Source organism: Acinetobacter sp. NIPH 1852, assembly GCF_022549455.1.
In the GTDB taxonomy this organism is placed as follows: domain Bacteria; phylum Pseudomonadota; class Gammaproteobacteria; order Pseudomonadales; family Moraxellaceae; genus Acinetobacter.
The window spans coordinates 17,401-42,328 of the sequence record NZ_JAKZGG010000001.1; the positions used below are offsets into that span (position 1 = coordinate 17,401).

The window sequence follows — 24,928 nt, forward strand, 5'->3', positions numbered from 1 at the left end:
GTAAATGAGAGGATTAAGCTTGATCTGCTGCGCTGATGGCTGCACTGGCTTGTTTGAGGCTATATAGCAATTGCCCTAGAAGAACATCTTTATTGCTTAACGTCACCATGACCATTGGGTGATGGGGAGAGGGAATCGCCGTCAGTATCGCTTTGCCATTTTCTGCATCTAAGGTAATACTTTGACATCCTGTGAGTTGGATCTCATTGAGAAAAGCACTGACCATCGCCAGTATTGAGCTGCTTACCGCTGCCAGTTTGCTACTGTTATATGGATTTTTTTTATAAATCGAAGCAAGCTCAAAACCATCGGTAGAGCAAAGCATAATGTAGTCAATGCCTCGAATATTGATCAAAATATCATTGGCTTGCGCTTTCGCAAACTGAATAAGTTCTTTTGGCGCGGTACGTTGTTGGCTGGGAATACTGAGCATAATTCTTCTCTTTTATAAAGTGATTAATTGGTCGCTTTTAAATTGACTTCTAGTGTGGCAATCAGTGATTCAATCATGAGCAGGATATGTTCTTGTTTACGGGCATCTATAAAAAATAGTGGGTATTGATAGTTGTTTTGGATTAACCAATCTCGATAGATTGACGTGGGCTGTCCTTTGTTTTCATCTACGTGTGTAACACCAATCGAGATGTTTTGCGTATAGTCTTTAAATCGATCTAAATAGCCTTCAAGTTCTTCCAGTGGAACTTTACTATTGTGATCGACCAGTAGCACCACACCCAGTGCACCTTGGCAAATGACAGGCCAAATAAAGTCAAAACGTGTTTGCCCTGGCGTGCCATAAAGACCGATTTTTACGCCATCATCAAGTGTGATTTCGCCGTAATCAATCCCTACAGTCGTTTCTACTTTATTATGCGCTTGGGTATCCGTATTGAATGCTTCCGTGGCAAGTACTGGAATTTCCGAGAGAGATTTGATCGCTTCAGTTTTCCCTGAACCCATACTTCCTGCGAAAACAATTTTATATTGTTGAAGTATCATGTCATTCCTTAAAGACCAAAACGGCGTCTAATTTTGCCGAAAAATTTATTTAAAAAACCGTGTTGCTCAGTCGTTTGTTCGGCGGTCTCTGTTTGTAAATAATGGCTTTCTGAAGCCGAGACGATGCCGCCGTTGCTCGAAACGATGCAAGCAGAAATAAATTGTTGAACTGTTTGAATCGGTAATTTTAATTGTGTGGCAACCTGACCAAGTTGAGCACCTTGGATAAAACATGCTGAAAGTTGTAGGATGGTTTTACGATCATTGTGCTGAGCAGGCTGTGGCCAAAAATCGAGTTTGTAATACTCACTTTCGCTAGGGGCGAGGCGCTGAAATTCGACAGAATGCCAAAAAAGATTCCATAACCAGTCTTGTAAGTTGTATTCCACTTTACGCGACACTTTGGTGAAATCGGACGTTGTGGCAAATTCATAATTAAAACTATGGTTAGTTTGTGTATGGGTACGTGTCGGTTCTAGCCAAGCAATTTGGCTGCGTGTATCAATAATCGCTAAAGTCCCGTGATCATCAAAAAGATGCAGACGAGCATTTTCTGGATTTAACATCTCTGTTAAAAACTTTTGATTGATGGCATTGTGTGTCGAGACCAGTTCCACTTTTGGTTGTTGCATTCGTTGATCAGACAAATAACTTAAAAGGCGAAGATGAATCCAGTTCTTGAGTGCATCAGTGTGTTGGAAGGGTAGAAAAAGTGTGTTGTGTTCTTCTATGTGACAAGAACCTTGTCCCTTTGATATCTTTAAACAAGGGAGTTGTTTTTGTTCTAAGATGCGTTGGATACCTTCGGTATCGAAAAAGTTTTCATTTATTAATAATAAGTCTATATTTGGATCGGCAATATTAATCCAATTAATGCCAAACTCATTAGGTATTGTTTTTCTAAGTTCTAATTTTAACTCATCTGAAACTTTTAAACTTATACCTGAAATCGCGATATTAATGCAATGCCCATTCATAGTATCACTTTAATAATGGTAAAATATTGGACTGAGCAAAATTAGTCTTTTTAGAGAGACTAATATTAGACCTCTTATATTATTTTTAATTTTAACTAAAATAAAAATAGATATAGGAAGTCTAATATATTAAATGTTTTGCTATTGCTAATTAAGCAAAGTCTAACTCTTTCTCAAACGTTTTCAGTTCATGACGAGCCATTGCAAGGTTGGATTTACTGCGGTCTAGTACAACATAAAGGAATAGATTTCCATTGCTTTCCAATGGACGGATTAAGTGATAAGCCTTACCTAGTGTAATTAAAATGTCTTCAATATCATCGTTTAGTTTCAATGAGTTAGCAACACGGCGTTTTGCTCGTATAACCTCAGTATTACCTGCAGCTGCAAGCTCTAAATCAATTGTGCCCCCACCTTGAGTTGCGAGCGCTAAGCCACTTTCTGTGTCTACTAATGCTGCTGCAACGAAACCATCAATGTTTGATAAGCTTTCTAATGAAATTTTAGCCATGATATTATCTCTACTGATACATTCTTGTTTATAAGTTTATATAAGTTACTTTTGTTTTAATTGGTTTTCAAAAGTACTTAATTTCATTATAGGAGAGTATTTTATTAAATCAATCATGCTTTAGCCTAATTTAAATAATAGAAATGTTAGGAATTGACAATTTTTGTCAAGTAAACGAATTATAATATTAATTAAGGATTATATTTTGTTTTAAATGTGATTTTATTCACAATAATGATGGGGTTTTCTTGGTTTTTTGTATTGTAAATAAATGTAAAAGTGTTTTAATTAGAATTCTTAAACTAATAATTAAATAAACTAAAGTGTGTGTAAGTTTGGGAAGGGATAGAGAAAGTTATTCTGCTTTCTCTATCTGAGAGAAGGTGTTTAAACATAAACCAATTGGCTGTAAGCACAATATAAAATCATCAGAATAATCAACGCCACCAGCGGAGCAGCGATATAGGACCAAGTCGGTGTGAGCGGAGGAGTAGCTTCCAATACGGTATCTTCATGCGCATTCGGTTGTGCTTGATGAACCAATTGATTAAATTCTTGCATGGTTGCTTCAAGAGAGATTTCTTCTTGTTCAACGGGCTTAGAGCCTAATAATTCGGTTAACTGATTGGTTGACCACACCCAGTCTTCGGCTTGTCCAGATAAGTGCTCAATTTGACCCAACAGTAACTCTGTTAAACCTGCTAAACCAAAACTTCCTGTTTGGTCTAATTGTTTTAATTCGGCGAATTGTAACGATAACACCTCAGTGAGACTGGTTTCTAATTCTGAGGCACTGAGCGTTGATTGGTTGTGCGCTGAGGTGGTCAGGTGTCGTGTGATTTCTTGGATATAAAGTGGATCAGAGTTTTGAACCTCCTGATACAGCTTTTGATGATTCTGTTTCCAAAGGCTAATCAATCGACCAAGCGCAAGCGCATTGATCTCGTCAATATGAAGTTGCTTTTCTTTTTGAGAATATTGATTAAAAAGTTGTGGTTTTTGAATTTTAATTTGTTCAGAAAAATATTGAACTAAGTCAAATGCCATCAGGGATATCCTCGTTTAATCTAGAATTCTAAGAGAAGGTTTCTTTTTACTTGGTTCAGTTTTTTGCTTTGGTTCATCTATTTGAGCTGTTGTGGTGACTTCAATATCAGTATATTCAGAAGGGTCGAAAAATAAACCTTGTCCATTTTCTTTTGCATAGATACCCAATACGGCCTGAATGGGCACATAGATTTCTTTTGCTACGCCGCCAAATCGAGCAGAAAAACAAATCATTTCATTGCTGATATTTAGCTGATGAACCGCATGTGGTGCAAGATTCAAAACAATTTGACCATCTTTGACAAATTGCAGCGGAACATCAGTATGTGGCTGTGTTGCATCGACCAGTAAATAAGGCGTCAGTTGATTATCGCAAATCCATTCATAAATGGCACGAGCAAGATATGGGCGTGTCGGTGTAAAAGTTATTTGCTCAGACATAATTGAAAAACTTATTAAATCGTAGAAATCAATTCATTGTAGCTGTTTTTTTCTTGGGCTGTCATTGATTTAGTGAACGATGGACGGCTAAAGATACGATGACAATACAAGAAAATAGGTCGGCAGTGCTGTGCAGGCAGCTCAATCCCCATACTTTTTAATCTCAGAAAAATCGGCGCGAGCATACAATCTAAGATAGAAAATGTTTCAGACATAAAAAAGGGGTAATGTTGGAACAGCGGTGTTAGGGAAATAAGGGTATCTCTAAGTTCTTTTTGTGCTTTTTGCTTTTGCTTTGGGTCGAGTGTATCGCTATGTCTCAACATCTGATCAGCGAGCTTGAACCAGTCTTGTTCAAAACGCCAGATATATTGGCGCTGCTCGGCTCTCGTCATTGGGGCATCAGCATATAATTTGTTTTGACGGTAGCGATCATCTAAATATTCAGCAATTACATTTGGTGAAAATAATTTTAGATTCTGTTCGATCAGCATCGGGAGTTGATTGTATGGATTTAGATCTGCTAAATCTTCATCTTCATGGTCGGTTATGATTAGATGATATTTGATTTGCTTTTCTGCTAATAACAAGCGAATCCAGTGTGAACGGAAATCATCTGCATGACTATAAAGGGTAATGCCCTGAACTGGGGTATTCTCAACCGACGACATATTACAAAGCTAGAGATATAAACGGTTCAGCATACTAAAAAACCGCAGAAAAAGCATCCATGAAATATCATCGTGACTATAAATAAAAAAACCTCGGAGAAATCCGAGGTTTTTTGTCCAATTCGAAAAACGATTAACGTTTAGAGAATTGAGGACGCTTACGTGCTTTACGTAAACCAAGTTTCTTACGTTCAACTTCACGAGCATCACGAGTAACGAAACCAGCTTGACGAAGAGCAGGTTTTAGATCTTCATCAGCAGCGATCAATGCACGAGTAATACCGTGACGGATCGCGCCAGCTTGACCACCCATACCACCGCCTTTAACGGTGATATAAAGGTCAAATTTTTCAGTTACTTCTAAAAGCTCTAAAGGCTGACGCACAACCATACGAGCAGTTTCACGACCGAAATATTGCTCTAGAGTACGATTGTTAATTACGAGTTTGCCTGTACCAGCTGACAAGAAAACACGTGCAGTTGCGGTCTTACGGCGACCTGTACCATAATTAGTAGCCATGTGCTGTATCCCTTAGATGTCCAAAACTTGTGGCTGTTGAGCAGTATGAGGATGCTCAGTACCAGCGTACACTTTCATTTTTTTGATCATTGCATAACCAAGAGGACCTTTTGGTAACATACCTTTAACAGCTTTTTCTAAAACTGCTTCAGGTTTGTGAGCAATTAACTTCTCGAAGTTAGTCTCACGGATACCACCAGGGAAACCAGTATGGCGATAATATTTTTTATCAAGTGCTTTTTTACCAGTCACTTGAATTTGCTCAGCATTGATAATAACGATGTAATCACCAGTGTCAACGTGAGGAGTATAAGACGTTTTATGCTTACCGCGTAAACGACGAGCGATTTCAGTCGCAAGGCGACCTAAAGTTTTGCCAGAAGCATCAACAACATACCAGTCATGTTGAACTTCAGCAGGCTTAGCGCTGAGAGTTTTCATTAAACCACTACCTATTATAGTTGGTTTGGACGGTGGAATCTGTCCAAACAAAAGGAGACGGAATTTTACATGAATTTATAAACACGCACAACAATAATTCACTTAAGATACTAGAATTTGCTGCAATGTGACTGATTTGGTCAATAACCGGACTTTAATTTTAAGCTCTATTATTTGCCTTGTGACAAATGTGGCTTTGCCCTATGATTTTATATTAATTAATTGAAATAAATAGAAGTATTAACCTCTTCTTTTGGGGAATTTGATGGAGTTGTCGTCTTCTACAAAAATGATTGTAGTTACAATATTAATCTGCGTTTGTTCAGCACAGACAAATGCGCGACGGCTTTATAAATGGGTAGATCAGGGCAGCGTCACCAATTATTCAGAATTTCAGCCTAGAGAGGGAACCAGTCGCAAGCTTGAGGTTTTGGAAAGTCGTGGCAATGGCTATGTTGACCCTGCGATGGCAGTCACTGCTGAAATGAAAGCAATCGAGATTCCTGTGGATCAGACGCATCTTCAATCATCCTCTACAGGCGTGGTCGCACCACCAACTCAGTCTCAACCAACAACGCAAACCATAGTGAAGCAAGGGATGCCGACAACGGCTTATTCACCTCCAACTTCTGTGATCGCCGTTACGCCGCCAATAGATAAAAAAGAAGCATCACCTGTCCAGCACGTTCAGATCGTTGAAAAGAAAGAGATCACGCCCAATCCGCTGGTCGAGAAGCCAAGTAGCGCGGTTCTTGTGACTGAGAAAAAGGCGGATTTAACTGAGGTTGTGCAAATAGAGAAAAAAACACCATCAAAAATTAACCCTTGGACCCGAACCCCACATTTTTCGCCTTCGAATTTAGTGCCGCAAAATTTACCTAAAAATACCAGCAGCGAATAATGTGTGGGAATTATAAAAAGGAAACGCTATAGCTGATTTTAGATTTTGGTTACACTAAGTAGAAATCATCAATGATTGGCGGTAAGTATGCTTCCTTTATATGTCACTTCTGGTGAACCAGCAGGCATTGGACCTGATATTTGTTTAGCTTTGGCAGAGCGAGTGGATGAGCGTCCGATTGTGGTCCTCGCGGATAGGGACATGTTGCAGCAGCGCGCTGATCAGTTGAAAATTTCTGTTGAATTAATCCCATATCAAGGGCAGCGTCAATCGAGTGAAACAGGACAGCTCTTTGTTGAGCATGTGCCTTTGACTGAGCCAGTTGAATTGGGACAATTAAATCCAGCACATGCTGCCTATGTATTGGAACAATTGCGCCGTTCCGCAGATTATGCAATGGCAGGTGCGAGTGTGGGCGTTGCGACAGCACCCGTGCAGAAGTCTATTATTAATGATGCAGGTATTGGCTTTAGTGGTCATACTGAATATTACCAAGAGTTTTCAGGTGTTGATCGCGTCGTGATGATGCTCGCGACCAAAACATTACGCGTTGCCTTAGCTACCACGCATTTACCTTTACGGGATGTCCCAGATGCAATTACCAAAGAACGCTTGCATCAAGTGATTGATATTCTGATTCATGATTTAAAAACAAAATTTAAAATTGCAGCGCCGCGAATTTTAGTGTGTGGATTAAACCCTCATGCGGGTGAGGATGGTTATTTGGGACGAGAGGAGATTGAAGTCATCAATCCTGTGCTGGAAAGCTATCGTATACAAGGCATCGATATGAGTTTGAGTTTGCCCGCAGACACTTTATTCACCCCTGAAAACCTTAAAGATGCAGATGCTGTTTTGGCAATGTATCACGATCAAGGTTTACCTGTGTTAAAATCACAGGGCTTTGGTGAAGCGGTAAATATTACTTTAGGCTTACCATTTATTCGAACCTCAGTCGATCATGGTACAGCTCTTTCTCTTGCAGGCACTGGGCAAGCAAAATCATCGAGTTTGCATGTAGCAGTCGATTTAGCCCTTGATTTAGCTCGAACCTCCCTTGCGAAGTTTTAGTCACTTCTTACCCTCTATATCAACGAGGGGAGAATTAAGTTTGAAATATTGAGTATAAATATATGTATCAAATTAATGCCCTAAACCCTAAAGATGAAGGGCATCAGGCTCGAAAACGTTTTGGTCAGAACTTTTTACATGATCAACGTGTAATTGCCAAAATTGTACGCTCTGTAAATCCGCGTACGGGCGAAAATATTGTCGAAATTGGTCCTGGTTTGGCTGCATTGACCTCGCCTCTCATCGGTGAATGTGATGCTCTGACTGTCGTGGAGCTAGATCGCGACTTGGCAGCAGGCTTACCTGCGCGTGTACCACACCCTGAGCGTTTGACGATTATTGAAGCGGATGCATTGAAATACGATTTCACTCAATTGTTTCAAAAGGGTCGTCCACTTCGTGTCGTGGGGAATTTGCCATATAACATCTCAACGCCTTTATTGTTCCATCTCTTGGAGTTTGGTAGCAAAGTCAAAGATATGCATTTTATGTTGCAAAAAGAGGTTGTGGATCGTATTACCGCTGTGCCAAATACCAAAGAATATGGTCGTTTGTCGGTGATGATTCAGTATTTTTGCAAACCGACATTTTTATTTGAAGTGCCACCAGGATCATTTAATCCACCGCCAAAAGTAACTTCTGCCGTATTCCGTTTAGAGCCGTATGAAACCAAGCCGATTGTGGCAAATAATGAAAAAGCTTTAGCACGATTGGTTGGACATGTTTTTACGCAACGTCGTAAAACGTTGCGTAATAGTCTGAAAGGAATGTTAGCTGAGGATGGTTTTGAAAAAGCAGGTGTTGATCCGATGGCGCGTCCAGAAACGTTAAGCTTGGCTCAGTTCGTCGCGTTATCTGATCAAATGGTGTCTTAATGTCAAAGCGTTATAACTATGTCATTGGTGATGTGCAAGGTTGTTTCGAGGCACTCAAAGCATTATTGAAACAAATTCGCTTTGATCCTGATCAAGACTTTTTGTGGTTTGCTGGTGATTTAGTTGCGCGTGGTGAAAACTCGGTTGGCGCATTGCGCTTTGTTAAAAAGCTCGCTGATCGGGGTGCTGCTGCAACTGTTTTAGGCAATCATGATTTGACCTTAATTGCTTGCGCACGCGGTTTTAAAAAAATCAAAGACAAAGATGGTACGCAAGATATCATTGATGCGATTGATGGTGATGAATTGATTGACTGGCTGCGTAAACAACCTTTGTGTTTATTGCCAAATCAACACACGATTTTGACGCATGCAGGTGTTCCTTTGTTGTGGAATGCTCAGCAAACTGAACGCTATGCGCGTGAAGTGCAAGACGTTGTTGGTCATGATGATTTAAGTGTGCTGGATCATTTTTTGGCAGAAATGTTTGGTACACAACCGGATGTTTGGTCTGAGGACTTAACCGATATGGCGCGTCTGCGCTGTATTACCAATTATTTAACCCGTATGCGTTTGACTGATGTAGATGGGCGTCTTGAGTTTAGTTTTAAAGATGGTTTAGACGCGCCGATGCCAGAAGGGTTTCAGCCTTGGTTTGATTTTGAAAGTCAGACTGCGCAAACACACCACATTCTTTTCGGGCATTGGGCGGCTTTACACGGCAAAACCGTAAGTCCAAAAATTCAGAGTGTTGACGGCGGTTGTGTTTGGGGGCAGCAATTGATTGCTTACCGTTTGGAGGATGAGCAACTTTTTGCAGTGGATAATCCATTGAACTAATAAAGTATTGAGTATTTTTAAGCTCTGTCTCAGTTTGGGAGAGGGCTTTTTTATTTTAACACTGTCAAAAAACTGTCATCTATTGATCATTAAAGTGTCAAAAAAATTTTATAAGCTTAAAGCATGAAAATAACGACACAAATGGATGGCGATATGCAAAGTACATACGCGACATCTCTATTAAAGCAAGATCAGTTTCCCGAAAGTATAAAATTTTACTTTAAAAGGAAACAACTTAAAGATCAACAAAATGAATTATCTGAACTTCAAGATTTAGTTCGTCCTCGTTTAAGAATTGCAATCGTGACTGAAACATGGCCACCAGAAATCAATGGTGTGGCTTTGTCGATGATGCAGTTGTGCCAAGGTTTGCAACGTCTAGGTCATAAGATTTTATTGGTTCGTCCGACACAGAAAGGCGTGTGTACAGAATTTCATCCTGATCAGGAATGTTTTGTTCTTGCACAACCCATCCCAAAGTACCCAAGCGTCCAATTTGGTTGGCCACAATATTTAAAGGTTTCAAAAGCCTTTGAAAAATTTGCACCAGATGTGGTGCATATCGTGACTGAGGGGCCTTTAGGATTGACCGCTTTACAAGCCGCTAAATCTAAAAAAATCGCGGTATCAAGTGGCTTTCATTCAGCTTTTCATGACTTTAGTCGCTTCTTTGACTTGGCTTTTTTAGTAAAGCCGATTCAACGCTATTTAACATGGTTTCATAACAGCACTGATGTGACTTGTGTGCCAAGTCAATATACCGAGCAAGCCTTACGTGGCTTCGGTGTGACCTGTCCCTTGGTGGTGGTTGGACGCGGTGTGGATACTACAAAATTCTCACCAAAACATCGTTCAGCACAATTACGCCAACAATGGGGTGCTGATGCTGATACGCGGGTGATGTTGTATGTGGGGCGCTTGTCGCCAGAAAAAGAAGTAGACGTATTGATTAAAAGTTTCCATGCGCTACAGGCACAGCAAGGCGCAAATTTTAAGTTTGTGATCGTCGGTGATGGCCCTGATCGCGTGCGCTTAAGTAAATTAACCACCTCGCAAGATGTGATTTTTATGGGCAGCCTCAGTGGTCGTGAATTGTCGGCTGCATATGCAAGTGCGGATGTTTTTGCCTTTGCAAGCCAAGCCGATACCTTTGGCAATGTCGTACTCGAAGCGATTGCCAGTGGCTTAGCTGTCGTGGCTTATGATTACGTTTGCGCACATCAGCACGTCAAACAGGACATTACGGGATGGTTGAGTCCACTAGGGAACACAGCCGATTTAATTCAATCCATTTGCCATTTACCTGCACTTCCGCAGTTGCGACAAATGGGCTTACTCGCCAGTGAAAGTGTACAACAATCGAGTTGGCAATTTCCTGTACAACAATTAGAACAAGCACTTTATCAGGTAGCGAAGGAGTCACCTATGCGCTCTACCTAAAGTATTCTCAAATAGGAGAAGATTATGAATTTTCAAAATGCAAAAATAAAAATGTTAGATCTTGATTTAAAAGGGTGTTTATACCTTAACCATCTCTCCCAGTCACAACGCATTGCCTTATTTTTTAAAACGATTAGTCGTTTGGGTGATGGTCCATTTTGGTATGTCATGTTGTTGTCTGTCTGGGCGATGCAAGGCTTGGCTTACGGTCTGAAAATTCTGTATTTGATTGCAGCGGGTTTGCTTGGTACTGCAATTTATAAATTTTTAAAACATAAAACGACGCGTCCGAGACCTTATCAAGTCCATCAAGTCATTGTCTTGGGTGAGCGACCATTGGATCATTTCAGCTTTCCATCGGGGCATACCTTACATGCGGTCATGCTAACGATTACATTGGGTTATATTCAGCCGATTTTACTGATACTGATGCTGCCATTTACCCTGCTTGTTGCATTGTCTCGGATGGTTCTAGGGCTGCATTACCCAAGTGATGTGATTGTGGGAGCGATGATTGGTGCGTCGGTTGCCAGTGCTATCATTTTACTCGCGCCAAGCTTTAATATCCTTTTATAAGCGCTTGCGAGCGAATTTAGCAACAGAATACTACCGCTTAAATCTGATGATTTGTTAAAGTAGCTCTAATTATATTTATTTACTTAGGTTGTTATATGGGCTTACGTTGGACAGATACCATGGATATCGCGATTGAATTGGTCGAAGCACATCCAGAGGTGGATCCGCAATGGATCCGTTTTACCGATCTTCATGCGTGGGTGTGTGCTTTGCCTGACTTTAGTGATGACCCAACGAAATCAACAGAAGGTTTGCTTGAAGCGATTCAGATGGCATGGCTGGATGAGGTTCGTTAGAAATTCATCCGAAATCGTTGAACTTTTACAGATTCAAGCTGATTATTCATGATGACATCGGTATAATGCGGCAAATTTTTTAATGTTTAGACCATAATAGGAGCCAATCATGGCGATTGAACGTACATTATCTATCGTAAAACCAGATGCAGTAGCTAAAAACCACATCGGCGACATCTTTGCTCGTTTCGAAAAGGCAGGTTTGAAAATTGTTGCAACTAAAATGAAACAGCTTTCTCAAACTGATGCTGAAGGTTTTTATGCTGAGCACAAAGAACGTGGTTTCTTTGGTGACTTAGTTGCTTTCATGACTTCTGGTCCAGTGGTTGTTTCTGTTCTTGAAGGTGAAAATGCTGTTCTTGCTCACCGTGAAATTTTAGGTGCAACAAACCCTAAAGAAGCGGCGCCAGGTACAATCCGCGCTGATTTCGCTGTAAGCATCGATGAAAATGCTGCACACGGTTCTGACTCAGTTGCTTCTGCTGAGCGTGAAATCGCTTACTTCTTTGCTGATAACGAGATCTGCCCACGCACTCGTTAATCCAAAGTATTCAAGCCAGATAAGTGGTATACTACTTATCTGGTTTTTTATTTTTTATAGATTGTATTGTGCAAATAACGCACAGTGTTTTCTAGCGCTGATATTGTTTAGGTAAATTCACATGAGTTCTGCAGTCGTCGTTTCATCAGAAAATTCAGATGAAAAACAACAGTCATTCACTACGCCTGTCGTTCAAGCTGCCGACAATAAAGTAAATTTACTTGGCATGTCGCGAGTTGAACTCGAAAAATTCTTCGAAGACATGGGCGAAAAAAAGTTTCGTGCCGGTCAGATCATGAAGTGGATTCATCAATTTTTCGTGACTGATTTTGCTGAGATGACCAATATCTCAGGTAAATTGCGTGAAAAACTCGAAAAAATTTGTGAAATTAAAGCGCCTGAAGTGGTTCATCGTAACTATTCAAAAGATGGGACACGTAAGTGGGTGTTCCGAGTAGGAGAGGGTGAAGGATCGCTCGTTGAAACAGTCTTGATTCCTGCGGAAGATAAAACAGGCTCTCGTAAGACCTTATGTATTTCTTCTCAAGTGGGCTGTGCATTAGATTGTTCATTTTGTTCGACAGGTAAACAAGGTTTCCAACGTGATTTAACCCCTGCGGAAATCATTGGTCAGCTTTGGATGGCAAATTATTCTTATATGGAAGAAGTGCCTGTGGCAGAACGGGAACGTACTGTGACCAATGTGGTGATGATGGGCATGGGTGAACCATTATTAAATTATGATGCAGTCCTCAGCTCAATGCGCTTGATGTTGGATGATTTTGCTTATGGCATGTCTAAACGACGTGTGACTTTATCAACTTCTGGTGTTGTTCCTAAAATTGATCAGTTAATACAAGATATTGATGTGGCATTGGCGATCTCATTGCATGCGCCGAATGATGAGTTGCGCAATGAACTGGTGCCAATTAATAAAAAATACCCATTAGAACAATTGATTGCTGCGTGTCAGCGATATTTGGCCAAAGATGGCAATGAAAGTGCACGTAAGCATGTGACTATTGAGTATGTCATGCTTGAAGGGGTCAATGATCATCCAGAGCATGCACAACAACTGGTGAAGTTGTTAAAAAATTTACCGAGTAAAATTAACTTAATTCCATTTAATCCATTTCCGCATGCGCCTTATGGACGTTCTAGTCGTAATCGCATCATTGCTTTCCAAAAAACTTTGTCTGATGCAGGATTTGTGTGTACGATTCGTCAGACACGTGGTGATGATATCGATGCAGCGTGTGGACAATTGGTGGGACAAGTTGCTGACCGTACTCGTCGCGCCGAACAGTGGAAAAAGAAAGTGGCGCAACGACAAGAAATTTTGCGCACACAAGGATAATACTTGGGGATAAAGCGTTGAATACAACTCGACTAAAAACGATTATAGCGACAACAGTTGTACTTGCTGTGTGGGGTTTAACAGCTTGCCAAACCACATCATCGACCAAAAACCCTGAAAAGGCCGTGCAGGTTCGTAGCCAGTTAGCAGCGGAATATATTCGTAACGGTGATCTCGATGCTGCTAAACGTTCACTCGACCAAGCCTTAAAAATCAATTCCCGTGATGCAAATGCCAATATGATGATGGGCATTTTACTGCAACAAGAGGGCAGTAAACTGAATATGGAAAAAGCGGACGCTTATTTTAAGCGCGCAATTTCTGCTGAACCGAATAATGCACAAGCTCGTAATAATTACGGTACATATTTGTATCAAATGCAGCGCTATAATGAAGCGATTGAGCAGTTCGCCCGTGCGGGTGCAACCTTAGGTTATGATCAACGCTCTCAGGCGTTGGAAAATTTAGGGCGGATCTATCTAATCACAGATGATGTTGCGAATGCTGAAAAATCATTCAAACAGGCACTACAAGCAAATCGAAATGCAACCATTTCAATGTTAGAGTTGTCGGAAATTTTCTATTTGCAACAAAACAATAGAGACGCGTCACAACTATATGAACAATATGTTCGTAATGTGGGACAAAAAAACCAAGGTGCACGTGCGCTTTGGCTGGGTATACGCATAGCTCGAGCGAATGCGGATCAATTGGGAATGCAAGTGTTAGTCAATCAATTGCGTGCTTTGTTTCCAGAAAGTCTAGAATATCAACGTTATTTGCAATTACAGTACAGTACTGAGGCCGTATGGAAATAAATCCAAATTCACATCAGCCAACTGGCTCAAACTCTCCTTCGTCAACTTTGGGAAATATTCAACGACCTGGTGAGTATTTGCGTCAAATTCGTATTGCACAAAAGAAAGAACTGGAAGAGATAGCGCGTGAAATGAATATGCCCGTCAAAACCTTGACGGCATTAGAAAAAGACGATTATACCTCGTTGCCTGAAGCAACCTTCATCAAAGGTTATTATCGCGCTTACGCAAAATACTTAAATGCAGATGCCAGTGCCATAATCCATCGTTTTGATGAAATCTATGTCAATGATACTGGGTTAAAAGCAAGCCATGCTTTGAATAACTCACCAATCAAAATCATGGGGAAGCTTTCAGGCTCAAACAGTGTCCGTAATCGTCAATGGTTAAAGCGTATTGCGATTCTGGTGATTGTTGGTTTATTGGGTTGGTTAGCAGTTACGGCTGTGCAAAATTGGTCAACAAGCAGCAAAGATGATATCGATGTGCCAAAGATCACCAATTCAAATATTGAAATTCTTCCAATGGCGAATACAGTTATAACATCAGGTGATCAGCTTGTATTGAATTTTAGCCGACCAACATCCGTGCATATTGTGGATTCAACCGCTAAAGTTTTGGCAACTGGTCGTCAAGCATCGACGCTTACGTTGACTGGTGAATCGCCATTCCAAATCCGTTTGGATGATGCAACTGCTGTATCACTCAGCTTAAATCAAGAACAGATTTCCTTACGTCCTTATACTGTAAATGGTAAAGCTGAATTCCGTTTGTCTCGCTAATGTTGAAAAGGTAGAGCTATACGATGATCGTGAACCCAATTAAGCGCCGCCCAACACGTAAAATTCGTGTGGGATCGGTGTATGTCGGTGGTGATGCCCCGATTAGTGTTCAGAGTATGACCAATACTGAAACCTGTGATGTGGATGCGACTGTCGCGCAAATTGAGCGTTGTGCAGAAGCAGGTGCTGACATTATGCGTGTTTCTGTGCCCTCGATGGAAGCAGCAGAGGCGTTCGGTGCAATTCGTAAACGTGTTTCTGTGCCCTTAGTGGCAGATATTCACTTTGATCATCGTATTGCATTGGCTGTGGCGGATTATGGTGCTGATTGCTTGCGGATTAACCCTGGTAATATTGGCTCTGATCAAAAAGTACGTGAAGTCGTTGCTGCTGCCAAACATCATGATATTTCAATTCGTATTGGGGTCAATGCGGGTTCGTTAGAAAAAGATTTACAAGCGAAATATGGCGAACCAACAGGTCAAGCTTTACTTGAATCTGCGATGCGTCATATTGATATCCTCGATCGTTTAAACTTTCATGAGTTTAAAATTAGTGTCAAAGCATCCAATGTGTTTTTAACCATGGATGCCTATCGTTTGTTGTCACAACAGATTGATAATCCATTGCATTTAGGTGTCACTGAAGCAGGAATTTATCGTACAGGTACAGTGAAATCAGCGATTGCGCTTGGCGGATTACTGATGGAAGGTATTGGCGATACCATGCGAATTTCGCTGGCTGCTGAACCCGAAGATGAAATCAAAATTGGTTTTGATATTTTAAAATCATTGGGTTTGCGCTCAAATGGAATTAACTTTATTGCTTGCCCAAGTTGTTCACGTCAAGAATTCAACGTGATTCAAGTGATGCAAGCATTAGAAGAACGTTTAGAAGATATTCGTACACCGATGGATTTATCTGTGATCGGATGTAAAGTGAATGGTCCAGGTGAAGCCAAAGAAGCCGATATTGGTATTGTTGGTGCGTCACCGCGTTCACTGGTCTATCGAAATGGTGAAAAAAGTCATTTAATTGACACCAATCAGTTGGTTGATGAAATAGAGACCATGGTTCGTCAGCGTGTTCAAGAGATTGAAGAAGCCAAATCTAAAGAAATTATTCGTACAAGTTTTTGAGTAGGTCATGAGTTCAATCGTCGCGATCAAAGGTTTTAATGACACCCTTCCAACGCAAACTGCGGCTTGGAGAAGTCTGGAACAACAACTTGCATCTTTAATGGATGCTTACGGCTATCAACAAATTCGTCTGCCTATCGTAGAGCAAACAGGTTTATTTAAGCGTGCCATTGGTGATGCAACCGATATTGTTGAAAAAGAAATGTATACCTTTTTTGACAAAGGAACACCGCCAGAATCACTAACTTTGCGTCCTGAAGGCACAGCGGGCTGTGTACGCGCCATGTTGGAACATAACTTATTGCGTGGTGCAACACCACGTGTTTGGTATGTTGGCCCAATGTTCCGCTATGAAAAACCGCAAAAAGGCCGTTATCGCCAGTTCCACCAGTTCGGTGTGGAAACCTTTGGTGTAGCAACGCCTGATATCGATGCTGAACTCATTTTAATGACTGCACGTCTGTGGAAGCGTATGGGTGTCGCAGACAAAGTCCGTTTAGAGCTCAATACTTTGGGTGAAACAGACGAACGAGCAGAGTATCGCGCAGCTTTGGTTGAGTTTTTAAATCAGCATAAAGAGGCATTAGACGAAGATTCTCAACGTCGTCTCAGCACCAATCCATTGCGTATTTTGGACTCTAAGAGTGAATCAACGCAAAAGATTCTAGAAAACGCGCCTAAATTGCATGATTTCTTGAAAGAAGACACCATCAATCACTTTGAACAATTAAAGCAATACTTAACCGATGCTGGCATTGAATTTGTGATTAACCAAAAATTGGTGCGTGGCTTAGATTACTACAACAAGACAGTTTTCGAGTGGACGACAACGATGTTGGGGTCACAAGGAACAGTCTGTGCGGGTGGTCGTTACGATGGTTTGGTTGGGCAGTTAAAAGGTAAAGCAGATCAATCTGTACCTGCTGTCGGTTTCGCGATGGGAATGGAGCGTTTGTTGCTGTTGCTTGAGCAAGTAGAACAAGAGAAGGTTGTACGCGACTGTGAAGTGTTCTTATTGGCTGAGCCTGCTTATCAAGCCAAAGCATTGTTATTGGCTGAGCAAATTCGTGATCAACTCGAAGCTGCAAATAGTCCAATTCGCCTTAAAACAGGTTCTCAAGGCAGTATGAAAAGCCAAATGAAAAAGGCGGATCAGTCGGGTGCGATCTATGCGGTGATATTGGGTGAGCGCGAGTGGGAATCACAGCAGCTTTTGGTAAAAGAGCTTGCAACTGCAGAGCAGTCACAAGTTGCCATAGCAGAGCTGACCTCATTTTTTATCGAGAAATTTAAACAATAAAATATTTAGGAAAAGGACAATCACATGAGTTTAAGTGATGATGAACAATTCGACCAATTTAAGTCGTTTGCCAAAAAATATGGTTCTGCAATCATTAGCGGAATTCTCATTGCCTTGATTGCCTTTTTCGGATGGGAATACTGGCAAAAGAAAACGCTTGCTGAAGCGCAGAGTCAAACGGCGAAAGTACAAAAATTGATGGATGAAGCCAATGTGCTGGCAGGTCAGCCTAATGCTTTTGCGACGATATCTGAATCAGCAGATAAAATTGTGAAAGAAGATGCAAATTCGGTACATGCAATCCAGACCCAATTCCTGTTAGCTAAGTTGGCTTATGATAAAGATGACTATGCGGCGGCTGAAAAAGCATTGAAGAAAGTCGAAAACTCAGCAGTCAAAGATGCTGGTTTAGTACAAATTGTTAAACTACGTTTAGCCGATGCACAACTCGCTCAGAAAAAGTATGACGAAGCCTTAAAAACACTGGCCAATGTGACTGAGCCTACGTTTAAAGCGACAGTAGACGAACTTCGCGGTGATATTTTTGTTGCGAAGAAAGATACTGAATCAGCACGTAAAGCCTATCAAAGTGCATGGGATAGTTTGATCGAACGCAAAAAAGAGCGTCAGCTTTTACAAATTAAACTCGAAAGTGTTGGCGTTTTAGTAGATGATCCTGAAATTGAGCGCCCGATCTTAGATACCAATGTGGATGAGTCTTAATGCAGAATAAACTAAAACTACCATTGGCAATCGCCATTGCCTCAGCTTTATTCGTTGGATGTTCGAGTAATAAAGTTAAGCCAGTGAAACCAAACCCATTGCCAAAAATCACGCAAGAACAGAGTTTAAACCTTGTTTTTTCACAAAGTGTTTCCTCTACCAATGCTGCTGAGTCATTACGTTTGCAGTTGGATACGGACAATGGTGTGATTTTTACGCCTGATCCTGATGGACAAGTTTCAGCTTATCAAGGCAAACAGCGTCTTTGGAAAAGTAAGATAACCAAACAAGAGCTAACTGCTGGTGTCGAAGCGGGTGAAGGGATTGTTGTCATTGGTAATCGTAAAGGGCAATTGTTTGCTTTAGACCAAGCTACAGGTGAGCAAAAGTGGGCAACACAGTTGTCTGGTGCGATTTTATCTCCATCCTCGATACAGTTGGGGCGGGTGATTACACTGGCAAATGATGGGACTGTATTTGCACACGATGCAGTTTCAGGACAACAGGTTTGGGCCTATAAGCTGCCTAATATTCAGTTTAGTTTACGTGGTCAAGCTGCACCTGTTCCTTTAGGTGAACGCACGGTACTGATTGCTTCAGCGAATGCATATATCTATGCAATTGATGTGATTAGCGGTATACCGCAGTTTCAACGTCGTGTTGCCATTAGCGAAGGTCGTTCCGATATTCAACGTTTGATTGATATCAATGGCGATCCAGTGGTTGCGGGTCAGTATTTAGTGACCACGAGCTTTCAAGGGCAAGTAACGGTTACTGATTTAGCGACACAACGTGTGGTGTGGAGTGAAGACGCGAGTAGTACCAACCGTCCAGAAGTATCTGAAGATAAAGTCTTCGTTTCAACTGTTGATGGTAAGTTGAATGCCTATGATCTCAGTACGGGTGAGTTGGTGTGGCAGAATGAAAGCTTATTAAATCGTAAGTTAAGTAATCCTGTGATGTTGGGTCAAAATCTGGTGGTTGGTGATTTGGATGGTGTTTTACATCTGATTGAGCCTGCAACTGGTCGTCTAGTTGGACGTGCTAAAACACGTGGAGATGTCCGCACATTACGTGTCATCGACAACCAACTTTACGTCGCTACTCAAAAAGGTGCATTAAGCATTTGGCAGAATCGTTAATTTTATCCAAGCTTGTGGTAAAATTAAAAAATAGGGCATGGCAAAATACCATGCCCTGCATTTTTTATAGAATCTAAATTTCAGCATAAATTTTTTCAATCCAAATATGATACTCGTTAGGATCATCCGCAACCTGAGCGAAGATAAACAAAGCAACGCTTTGTCTGAGTGTAAGACGAGTAGCTGTGCTGCGAGTATGGTATGAGAATTGAGTCTTGTGGAGTATGGATAACTGCCTTTGCCTTTACGAAGCTTCAAACGCTTCTCAGGGCAAAACCAAAGTAAGTCCAGCTGAAGGCTTATCCAAGTGTTGGATGAGAACTCAGCAAGACACCGTTATGATGATTTTAAAAATCTAACTCAGATTAAGGTAATTTATGAAACCCGTTATTGCGCTCATTGGTCGTCCAAACGTCGGAAAATCAACGCTATTTAACCAAATCACAAAAAGTCGTGATGCTTTGGTTGCTGACTTCGCTGGTTTAACTCGTGACCGCAAATATGGTGATGCGGTTTTTCAAAATAAATCATTTATTGTCGTCGATACAGGTGGTATCGGTGAAAATGAAGGCGGTATTGACTCGTACATGGCAGAGCAGTCAAAAACTGCAATCAATGAAGCTGACATTATCGTTTTTGTAGTCGATGCCCGTGCAGGTCTATTGGCTTCGGACGAACAAATCGCACGTGAATTACGTACTTTAGGTAAAAAAATCTACCTCGTTGCCAACAAAGTGGATGGTGTTCACGCTGAAGCGGCTTTGGTTGAGTTTTATAAGCTTGGTATGGGTGAACCCTTACAAGTGGCTGCCAGTCACGGACGTGGCGTGCAGCAAATGCTTGAGGATGTCTTGGTTGATGTTCCTGAAGATGAAAGCGATGAAGCACATGATAAAGCTACAGGTTTACGCTTAGCCATTATTGGTCGTCCAAATGTAGGTAAATCGACTTTGGTCAACCGTTTGCTCGGCGAAGATCGTGTGGTTGCATTTGATGAACCCGGTACAACACGTGATTCTATCTATATTCCGTTTGAGCGTGATGGGCGTAAATACACCTTGATTGACACTGCGGGTGTACGTCGTAAAGGTAAAGTCGATGAAATGATTGAGAAGTTCTCAATCGTGAAAACGCTACAAGCGATTAAAGATGCACATGTCATTGTTGTGGTTCTGGATGCGCGTGAAGGTGTGGTCGAACAAGATTTGCATCTGATTGGTTATGCACTTGAAGCTGGACGTGCCATGTTGATTGCCATTAATAAATGGGACAACATGACCGAATATGACCGTAAACAATGTAAGTTGGATGTCGATCGTCGCTTTGATTTTATTCCTTGGGCAAAAGTACATTTAATCTCTGCATTGCATGGTACTGGTGTGGGGGAAATGTATCCAACCATCCATCGTGCTTATGAATCGTCACATTTGAAAGTTTCACCTGCAAAACTCACCCAGATTTTGAATGATGCAACAGAAGCGCATCAACCGCCAATGATTGGTGGTAAGCGAATTAAAATGCGTTATGCGCATATGGGTGGACAAAACCCACCAACGATCGTTGTTCACGGTAATAAGGTGGATAAAACCCCTGCGGACTATCGTCGCTATCTCGAAAATGTGTTCCGTAAAGTGTACAAGTTGGAAGGAACTCCTGTTCGTGTTGATTTCAAAACTTCAGACAATCCATTTGAAGGTCGTAAATCTATGGTCGATGAGCGTGTTGCTGCACGTAAACGCCGTTATGTACAGAAGTTCAAAAAAGCTGAGAAAAAAATGAAGCGTTAATTAACGATAAAATGATAAGCCCAAACTTTGTTTTGGGCTTTTTTATACGAGAGGCTATTAACTATGCCACGTGAAATCGAAATACATGTTCAGGCATTGGCTCAGCTTCTAGAACAGGATAAAGCTGACTTTGCTGATTTGCGTTCGTTTAACCATTATAAAAAAGATCAGATTCAAGCTTATCGCAACCGACTGCTCGCAAAAAAGTTAGCGTGCGAAATTGAAGATTTAAACATTTCCAAACATGAACAGGGCAAACCTTTTTTAAACTCACATTCGCTGCACTTTAATCACTCTCATAGTCAACAATACTATGCTTTGGCCATGAGCGAACGAGTAAAAGATATTGGGGTCGATGTCGAAGAGTTAGATCGCAAGGTGCGTTTTGATGCTTTGGCGCAACATGCTTTTCATCCTGAAGAATACCAAATATGGCAGCAATACGAACAAGATCAGGAATATTGGTTTAAGGTCTGGACTACAAAAGAAGCGATTTTAAAAGCTTCTGGCCTAGGCATTCGATTAGATTTAAATAGCTTAAATACGCAAGTTCATCCATCAAATCATGGTGGAATGTGTACACATCCACTGATCGGCACTTTTGCCTATCAGAATTTCATCTTAAATCGTGTCGTAGTGACAGTTGCATGGCGAGCAGAGCAGTCTTGTCGAGGGTTTCAGTTTCCGCAGATCCAAATGATTCAGCATTAATTTTGTGCAACTTTTAGTTGGCTTTTCATAGATGTCCAAATCGTATACTCAAAAAAATGCCAGTGATTACACTGGCATTTTCTTTGAATCAAAAAGAGGGGAGAGATTTAAGGAATCTCATCTTCTTCAAATTCAGGCTTCACTTGTACGATAAAATCTTGACGATTTAGACCACGCCATAATGCGTAGGCAGTACCGATATAAATAGATGAATAAGTACCGACAAACACACCGACAATCATCGCCGCTGAGAACCAATGTAAACCATCACCACCCAAGAAGAACATCGCCACCACAACCAGCAATAACGTTGCAGAAGTGTGGAGAGTACGACGTAGGGTTTCGGTTAAGGCAATATCAATGATCTCTTGCGAACTGGTGTCACGGATCTTACGGAAGTTTTCACGAATACGATCCGATACCACGATGTTATCGTTGAGCGAGAAACCGATAATCGCTAACAATGCTGCCAAGACGGTCAAGTCAAATGGCCATTGGAACAATGCAAATGCACCTAGAATGATGACAATATCGTGGAATAACGACATCACAGCACCCATCGCAAGCTTAAACTCGAAACGAATGGTGACATAGATCAACATCAGGATCAGCGCAAGTGCAACCGCACCAGCAGAACGAACATAGAGTTCGTTACCAACCGCACCACCGACCGCATCTACTTTATGAACGTTAACCGTATTATTCGGTAGCTGAACTGCTTTGGTAATGCTGTTGCTGAGATCTTCAACCTCTAAATCATCCTGTACAGGCATACGAACAATCAGGTCTGTATTACTGCCTAGGGTCTGAACAACTGCATCTTTAAATCCAGCTTGACTTAGTGCTTGTACAATCTGCGACGGTTGAACGGCTTGTTCATAATTCAACTCAGCAGAAACACCACCGGTAAAGTCCAAACCGAGATTTAGACCTTTGGTTGCAATAAAGAACAGACTGGCAATCGTCAGTAAGATCGAGATAATTGCCGCAGGTTTGGCAATCTTCATAAATGGGATGATTTTTAAATCATCGGGACGACCGTATTGCTTTGAATCTCGTTGAGTCAGATTAGTCATATCAATCTCCTTAAATACTCAACTTGGTCAAATTACGGCGTTTGCCATAAATGAGTTGCACAATTGCACGTGTGACTGTAATCGCAGTAAACATCGAACAAACAATACCAATCATCAGCGTCACAGCGAAGCCTTTGATCGGACCTGTACCAATTGCAAAGAGGATAAATGCAACGAGGAAAGTGGTTAAGTTGGAGTCGAAAATCGTGTTATAGGCTCGATTATAACCTTCAACAATTGCTTGTTTGGGTGAGGCACCCCACCGTATTTCTTCTCGGATACGCTCACAAATCAGAACGTTGGCATCAACCGCCATACCAATGGTAATGACGATACCTGCGATCCCTGGAAGGGTGAGAGATGCACCTAACCACGACATCACAGTCAAAATCATTGCTAAGTTTAAGACGAGTGCAAAGTTTGCGATGAAACCAAATAAACGGAAGAAAACCACCATCCAAATTGCGACTAAGATAAAGCCGATAATGGTCGACTGAACCCCTTTCTCAATGTTCTCTTTACCGAGACTAGGACCAACCACACGCTCTTCAACGAAATACATCGGTGCAGCCAAAGCACCTGCACGAAGCATCAGTGCAAGTTCAGCTGCTTCTTGTGGTGAATCTAAGCCAGTAATACGGAATTGTGAACCTAATACCGCTTGAATCGTGGCTGCATTGATGACGACAGATTCAGTGTATGGCGTGCGCACCTCGGTTTGTGCACCCGTCTCAGGATCGGTGACATAACTGATTCGTTGTTTATTTTCGATAAACAAAACTGCCATACGTTTACCAACAGCATTACGTGTGCCGTCAGCCATGAGTTTGCCGCCAGCGCTATCCAAGGTAATATTTACTTCTGCGCCGCCAGAATCTTGGCTAAAGCCTGAGCTTGCATTTTGAACGCGTTCACCAGTCAAAATACGACTACGATTGAGCAATAAGTGGCGACCACTATCCATTGATTCAAAAGCAAACACTTCTGTTCCTGGAGGAACAGGTTGCCCATTATATTGACGCGTGTAAGGATCAATATATTGATCATTGCTATCGGCAACTAAGCGGAATTCTAAGTTCGCAGTACGACCTAAAACACGCTTTGCTTCAGCAGTATCTTGTATCCCTGGTAACTCCACCACGATACGATTGCTGCCTTGGGTTTGTACCAATGCCTCAGCAACACCCAATTCATTAATACGGTTACGTAAGGTGGTTAAGTTTTGGTTCACTGCATAAGATTGAATTTCTTGACGACGTGCATCAGTGTAGCTCAGTCTTAAGGTTGCACCTGTTGCTGTAGCAACCGACTGCTGTGTAAATTCGTTACCGTTACGACGTAAGAAATCAGCCGCAGCATCACGGTCTGCATTCTCTGCAAACTGAACGGTAATGGTGTTGTTACTTAAAGCGAGATTATTGAATTTAATTTTATTGTCACGAAATTGACGACGTAGATCAGTCGCAGATGTTTCCATACGCTGACTAATGGCTTTATCCATGTCGACTTCGAGCAAGAAATGTACACCACCACGTAAGTCTAAACCGAGTTTCATCGGTTTAGCCCCAATCTTTTGCAACCATTCTGGTGTTGTTGGCGCAAGATTGAGCGCAATCACGTAGTCTTCGCCTAAATCACGGCTCAGGATCGCTTTCGCCTTCAACTGTTCTTCTGATGAGTCTAAACGTAATAAAGCTGCATTATTAGAGAAACTATTATCGTGACTGCTAATATTGGCAGTTTTTAAAATCTGCTCAGCTTTTTGCACGACACTCTGATCAATCTGAGTACCTGCTTTTGCGCCCGAAATTTGGACAGCAGGTTCATCAGGATACAGGCTAGGAAGTGCATATAACGTACTGATCACAAATACTACGATGATCAGTAAATATTTCCATGCAGGGTAACGCATTCGCTTTCTTCTTAAATGAAAAAGTCGTGCTGAGG

The 24,928-nt window shown here is 41.4% G+C and carries 28 protein-coding genes; 17 read left to right on the forward strand and 11 right to left on the reverse strand.

What is annotated here, in order from left to right; all coding sequences use genetic code 11:
- Nucleotides 1-13: 13 nt before the first annotated feature.
- From MMO38_RS00085 to rplM, 9 genes are all read right to left on the reverse strand, one after another.
- On the reverse strand, nt 14-433 hold the full coding sequence (locus MMO38_RS00085) for a roadblock/LC7 domain-containing protein (RefSeq protein WP_004669641.1): 420 nt from the start codon (nt 431-433) through the stop codon (nt 14-16).
- Between the two features lie 23 nt (nt 434-456).
- Nucleotides 457-999: an ATP/GTP-binding protein gene (locus MMO38_RS00090; protein ID WP_005195210.1), complete on the reverse strand. Its 543-nt coding sequence runs from the start codon at nt 997-999 to the stop codon at nt 457-459.
- 8 nt (nt 1,000-1,007) lie between these two features.
- Nucleotides 1,008-1,976, reverse strand: a complete 969-nt coding sequence (locus tag MMO38_RS00095; RefSeq protein ID WP_005195212.1) for a hypothetical protein — start codon at nt 1,974-1,976, stop codon at nt 1,008-1,010.
- Between the two features lie 151 nt (nt 1,977-2,127).
- Nucleotides 2,128-2,487, reverse strand: coding sequence for a hypothetical protein (locus tag MMO38_RS00100; RefSeq protein WP_004669635.1), 360 nt, complete (start codon nt 2,485-2,487; stop codon nt 2,128-2,130).
- A 387-nt stretch (nt 2,488-2,874) separates the two neighbouring features.
- Nucleotides 2,875-3,534 (reverse strand): hypothetical protein, encoded by a 660-nt coding sequence (locus MMO38_RS00105; protein ID WP_241321963.1) that lies wholly within the window; start codon nt 3,532-3,534, stop codon nt 2,875-2,877.
- A gap of 15 nt (nt 3,535-3,549) precedes the next feature.
- Nucleotides 3,550-3,975, reverse strand: coding sequence for a ClpXP protease specificity-enhancing factor (locus MMO38_RS00110; protein WP_005195215.1), 426 nt, complete (start codon nt 3,973-3,975; stop codon nt 3,550-3,552).
- A 14-nt stretch (nt 3,976-3,989) separates the two neighbouring features.
- Nucleotides 3,990-4,646: a glutathione S-transferase N-terminal domain-containing protein gene (locus MMO38_RS00115; RefSeq protein ID WP_004669630.1), complete on the reverse strand. Its 657-nt coding sequence runs from the start codon at nt 4,644-4,646 to the stop codon at nt 3,990-3,992.
- A gap of 133 nt (nt 4,647-4,779) precedes the next feature.
- On the reverse strand, nt 4,780-5,166 hold the full coding sequence (rpsI, locus tag MMO38_RS00120) for a 30S ribosomal protein S9 (RefSeq protein ID WP_004669628.1): 387 nt from the start codon (nt 5,164-5,166) through the stop codon (nt 4,780-4,782).
- Between the two features lie 12 nt (nt 5,167-5,178).
- Entirely contained in the window at nt 5,179-5,607 is a 429-nt protein-coding gene (gene rplM, locus MMO38_RS00125) for a 50S ribosomal protein L13 (RefSeq protein WP_004669626.1), read from the reverse strand.
- Between the two features lie 265 nt (nt 5,608-5,872).
- Between rplM and MMO38_RS00130 the strand changes: the two genes are divergently transcribed.
- From MMO38_RS00130 to MMO38_RS00210, 17 genes are all read left to right on the forward strand, one after another.
- Nucleotides 5,873-6,508 (forward strand): hypothetical protein, encoded by a 636-nt coding sequence (locus tag MMO38_RS00130; protein ID WP_241321964.1) that lies wholly within the window; start codon nt 5,873-5,875, stop codon nt 6,506-6,508.
- A gap of 87 nt (nt 6,509-6,595) precedes the next feature.
- Nucleotides 6,596-7,579 carry a 4-hydroxythreonine-4-phosphate dehydrogenase PdxA gene (pdxA, locus tag MMO38_RS00135; RefSeq protein WP_241321965.1) on the forward strand — a complete coding sequence of 328 codons (984 nt, stop codon included), beginning with the start codon at nt 6,596-6,598 and terminating at the stop codon, nt 7,577-7,579.
- Between the two features lie 62 nt (nt 7,580-7,641).
- Complete coding sequence (gene rsmA, locus MMO38_RS00140) at nt 7,642-8,454, forward strand: 16S rRNA (adenine(1518)-N(6)/adenine(1519)-N(6))-dimethyltransferase RsmA (protein ID WP_241321966.1); 813 nt, start codon at nt 7,642-7,644, stop codon at nt 8,452-8,454.
- A complete protein-coding gene (locus MMO38_RS00145) occupies nt 8,454-9,293 on the forward strand; it encodes a symmetrical bis(5'-nucleosyl)-tetraphosphatase (RefSeq protein ID WP_241321967.1) in 840 nt (279 codons plus the stop codon). Before rsmA ends, MMO38_RS00145 begins: the two co-directional genes overlap by 1 nt.
- A gap of 153 nt (nt 9,294-9,446) precedes the next feature.
- On the forward strand, nt 9,447-10,733 hold the full coding sequence (locus MMO38_RS00150; protein ID WP_005195219.1) for a glycosyltransferase family 1 protein: 1,287 nt from the start codon (nt 9,447-9,449) through the stop codon (nt 10,731-10,733).
- Nucleotides 10,734-10,757: 24 nt separating this feature from the next.
- Nucleotides 10,758-11,309: a phosphatase PAP2 family protein gene (locus MMO38_RS00155; protein ID WP_241321968.1), complete on the forward strand. Its 552-nt coding sequence runs from the start codon at nt 10,758-10,760 to the stop codon at nt 11,307-11,309.
- Between the two features lie 95 nt (nt 11,310-11,404).
- A complete protein-coding gene (gene iscX, locus MMO38_RS00160; protein ID WP_004669612.1) occupies nt 11,405-11,605 on the forward strand; it encodes a Fe-S cluster assembly protein IscX in 201 nt (66 codons plus the stop codon).
- 109 nt (nt 11,606-11,714) lie between these two features.
- Complete coding sequence (gene ndk / locus MMO38_RS00165; protein WP_004669610.1) at nt 11,715-12,146, forward strand: nucleoside-diphosphate kinase; 432 nt, start codon at nt 11,715-11,717, stop codon at nt 12,144-12,146.
- A gap of 121 nt (nt 12,147-12,267) precedes the next feature.
- Nucleotides 12,268-13,503 carry a 23S rRNA (adenine(2503)-C(2))-methyltransferase RlmN gene (rlmN, locus tag MMO38_RS00170; RefSeq protein ID WP_004669609.1) on the forward strand — a complete coding sequence of 412 codons (1,236 nt, stop codon included), beginning with the start codon at nt 12,268-12,270 and terminating at the stop codon, nt 13,501-13,503.
- Nucleotides 13,504-13,520: 17 nt separating this feature from the next.
- On the forward strand, nt 13,521-14,321 hold the full coding sequence (gene pilW / locus MMO38_RS00175; protein ID WP_005195228.1) for a type IV pilus biogenesis/stability protein PilW: 801 nt from the start codon (nt 13,521-13,523) through the stop codon (nt 14,319-14,321).
- Entirely contained in the window at nt 14,312-15,103 is a 792-nt protein-coding gene (locus MMO38_RS00180) for a RodZ domain-containing protein (RefSeq protein ID WP_241321969.1), read from the forward strand. Before pilW ends, MMO38_RS00180 begins: the two co-directional genes overlap by 10 nt.
- Nucleotides 15,104-15,126: 23 nt before the next feature.
- The gene (ispG, locus tag MMO38_RS00185) at nt 15,127-16,242 is read left to right on the forward strand and encodes a flavodoxin-dependent (E)-4-hydroxy-3-methylbut-2-enyl-diphosphate synthase (RefSeq protein ID WP_241321970.1); all 1,116 of its coding nucleotides are present in this window, start codon (nt 15,127-15,129) and stop codon (nt 16,240-16,242) included.
- Between the two features lie 7 nt (nt 16,243-16,249).
- Nucleotides 16,250-17,542 (forward strand): histidine--tRNA ligase, encoded by a 1,293-nt coding sequence (gene hisS / locus MMO38_RS00190; protein WP_241321971.1) that lies wholly within the window; start codon nt 16,250-16,252, stop codon nt 17,540-17,542.
- 24 nt (nt 17,543-17,566) lie between these two features.
- Entirely contained in the window at nt 17,567-18,265 is a 699-nt protein-coding gene (locus MMO38_RS00195; RefSeq protein WP_004669602.1) for a tetratricopeptide repeat protein, read from the forward strand.
- The gene (bamB, locus tag MMO38_RS00200; RefSeq protein WP_241321972.1) at nt 18,265-19,407 is read left to right on the forward strand and encodes an outer membrane protein assembly factor BamB; all 1,143 of its coding nucleotides are present in this window, start codon (nt 18,265-18,267) and stop codon (nt 19,405-19,407) included. Before MMO38_RS00195 ends, bamB begins: the two co-directional genes overlap by 1 nt.
- A 377-nt stretch (nt 19,408-19,784) precedes the next feature.
- Entirely contained in the window at nt 19,785-21,194 is a 1,410-nt protein-coding gene (gene der, locus MMO38_RS00205) for a ribosome biogenesis GTPase Der (RefSeq protein WP_004669600.1), read from the forward strand.
- A 63-nt stretch (nt 21,195-21,257) separates the two neighbouring features.
- On the forward strand, nt 21,258-21,905 hold the full coding sequence (locus MMO38_RS00210; protein ID WP_241321973.1) for a 4'-phosphopantetheinyl transferase superfamily protein: 648 nt from the start codon (nt 21,258-21,260) through the stop codon (nt 21,903-21,905).
- Nucleotides 21,906-22,012: 107 nt separating this feature from the next.
- Here the strand turns inward: MMO38_RS00210 and secF are convergent, their stop codons facing one another.
- Together secF and secD are read right to left on the reverse strand one after the other, a co-directional pair.
- Nucleotides 22,013-22,981 (reverse strand): protein translocase subunit SecF, encoded by a 969-nt coding sequence (secF, locus tag MMO38_RS00215; protein WP_241321974.1) that lies wholly within the window; start codon nt 22,979-22,981, stop codon nt 22,013-22,015.
- Between the two features lie 10 nt (nt 22,982-22,991).
- Entirely contained in the window at nt 22,992-24,893 is a 1,902-nt protein-coding gene (secD, locus tag MMO38_RS00220; protein ID WP_241321975.1) for a protein translocase subunit SecD, read from the reverse strand.
- Nucleotides 24,894-24,928: the final 35 nt, after the last annotated feature.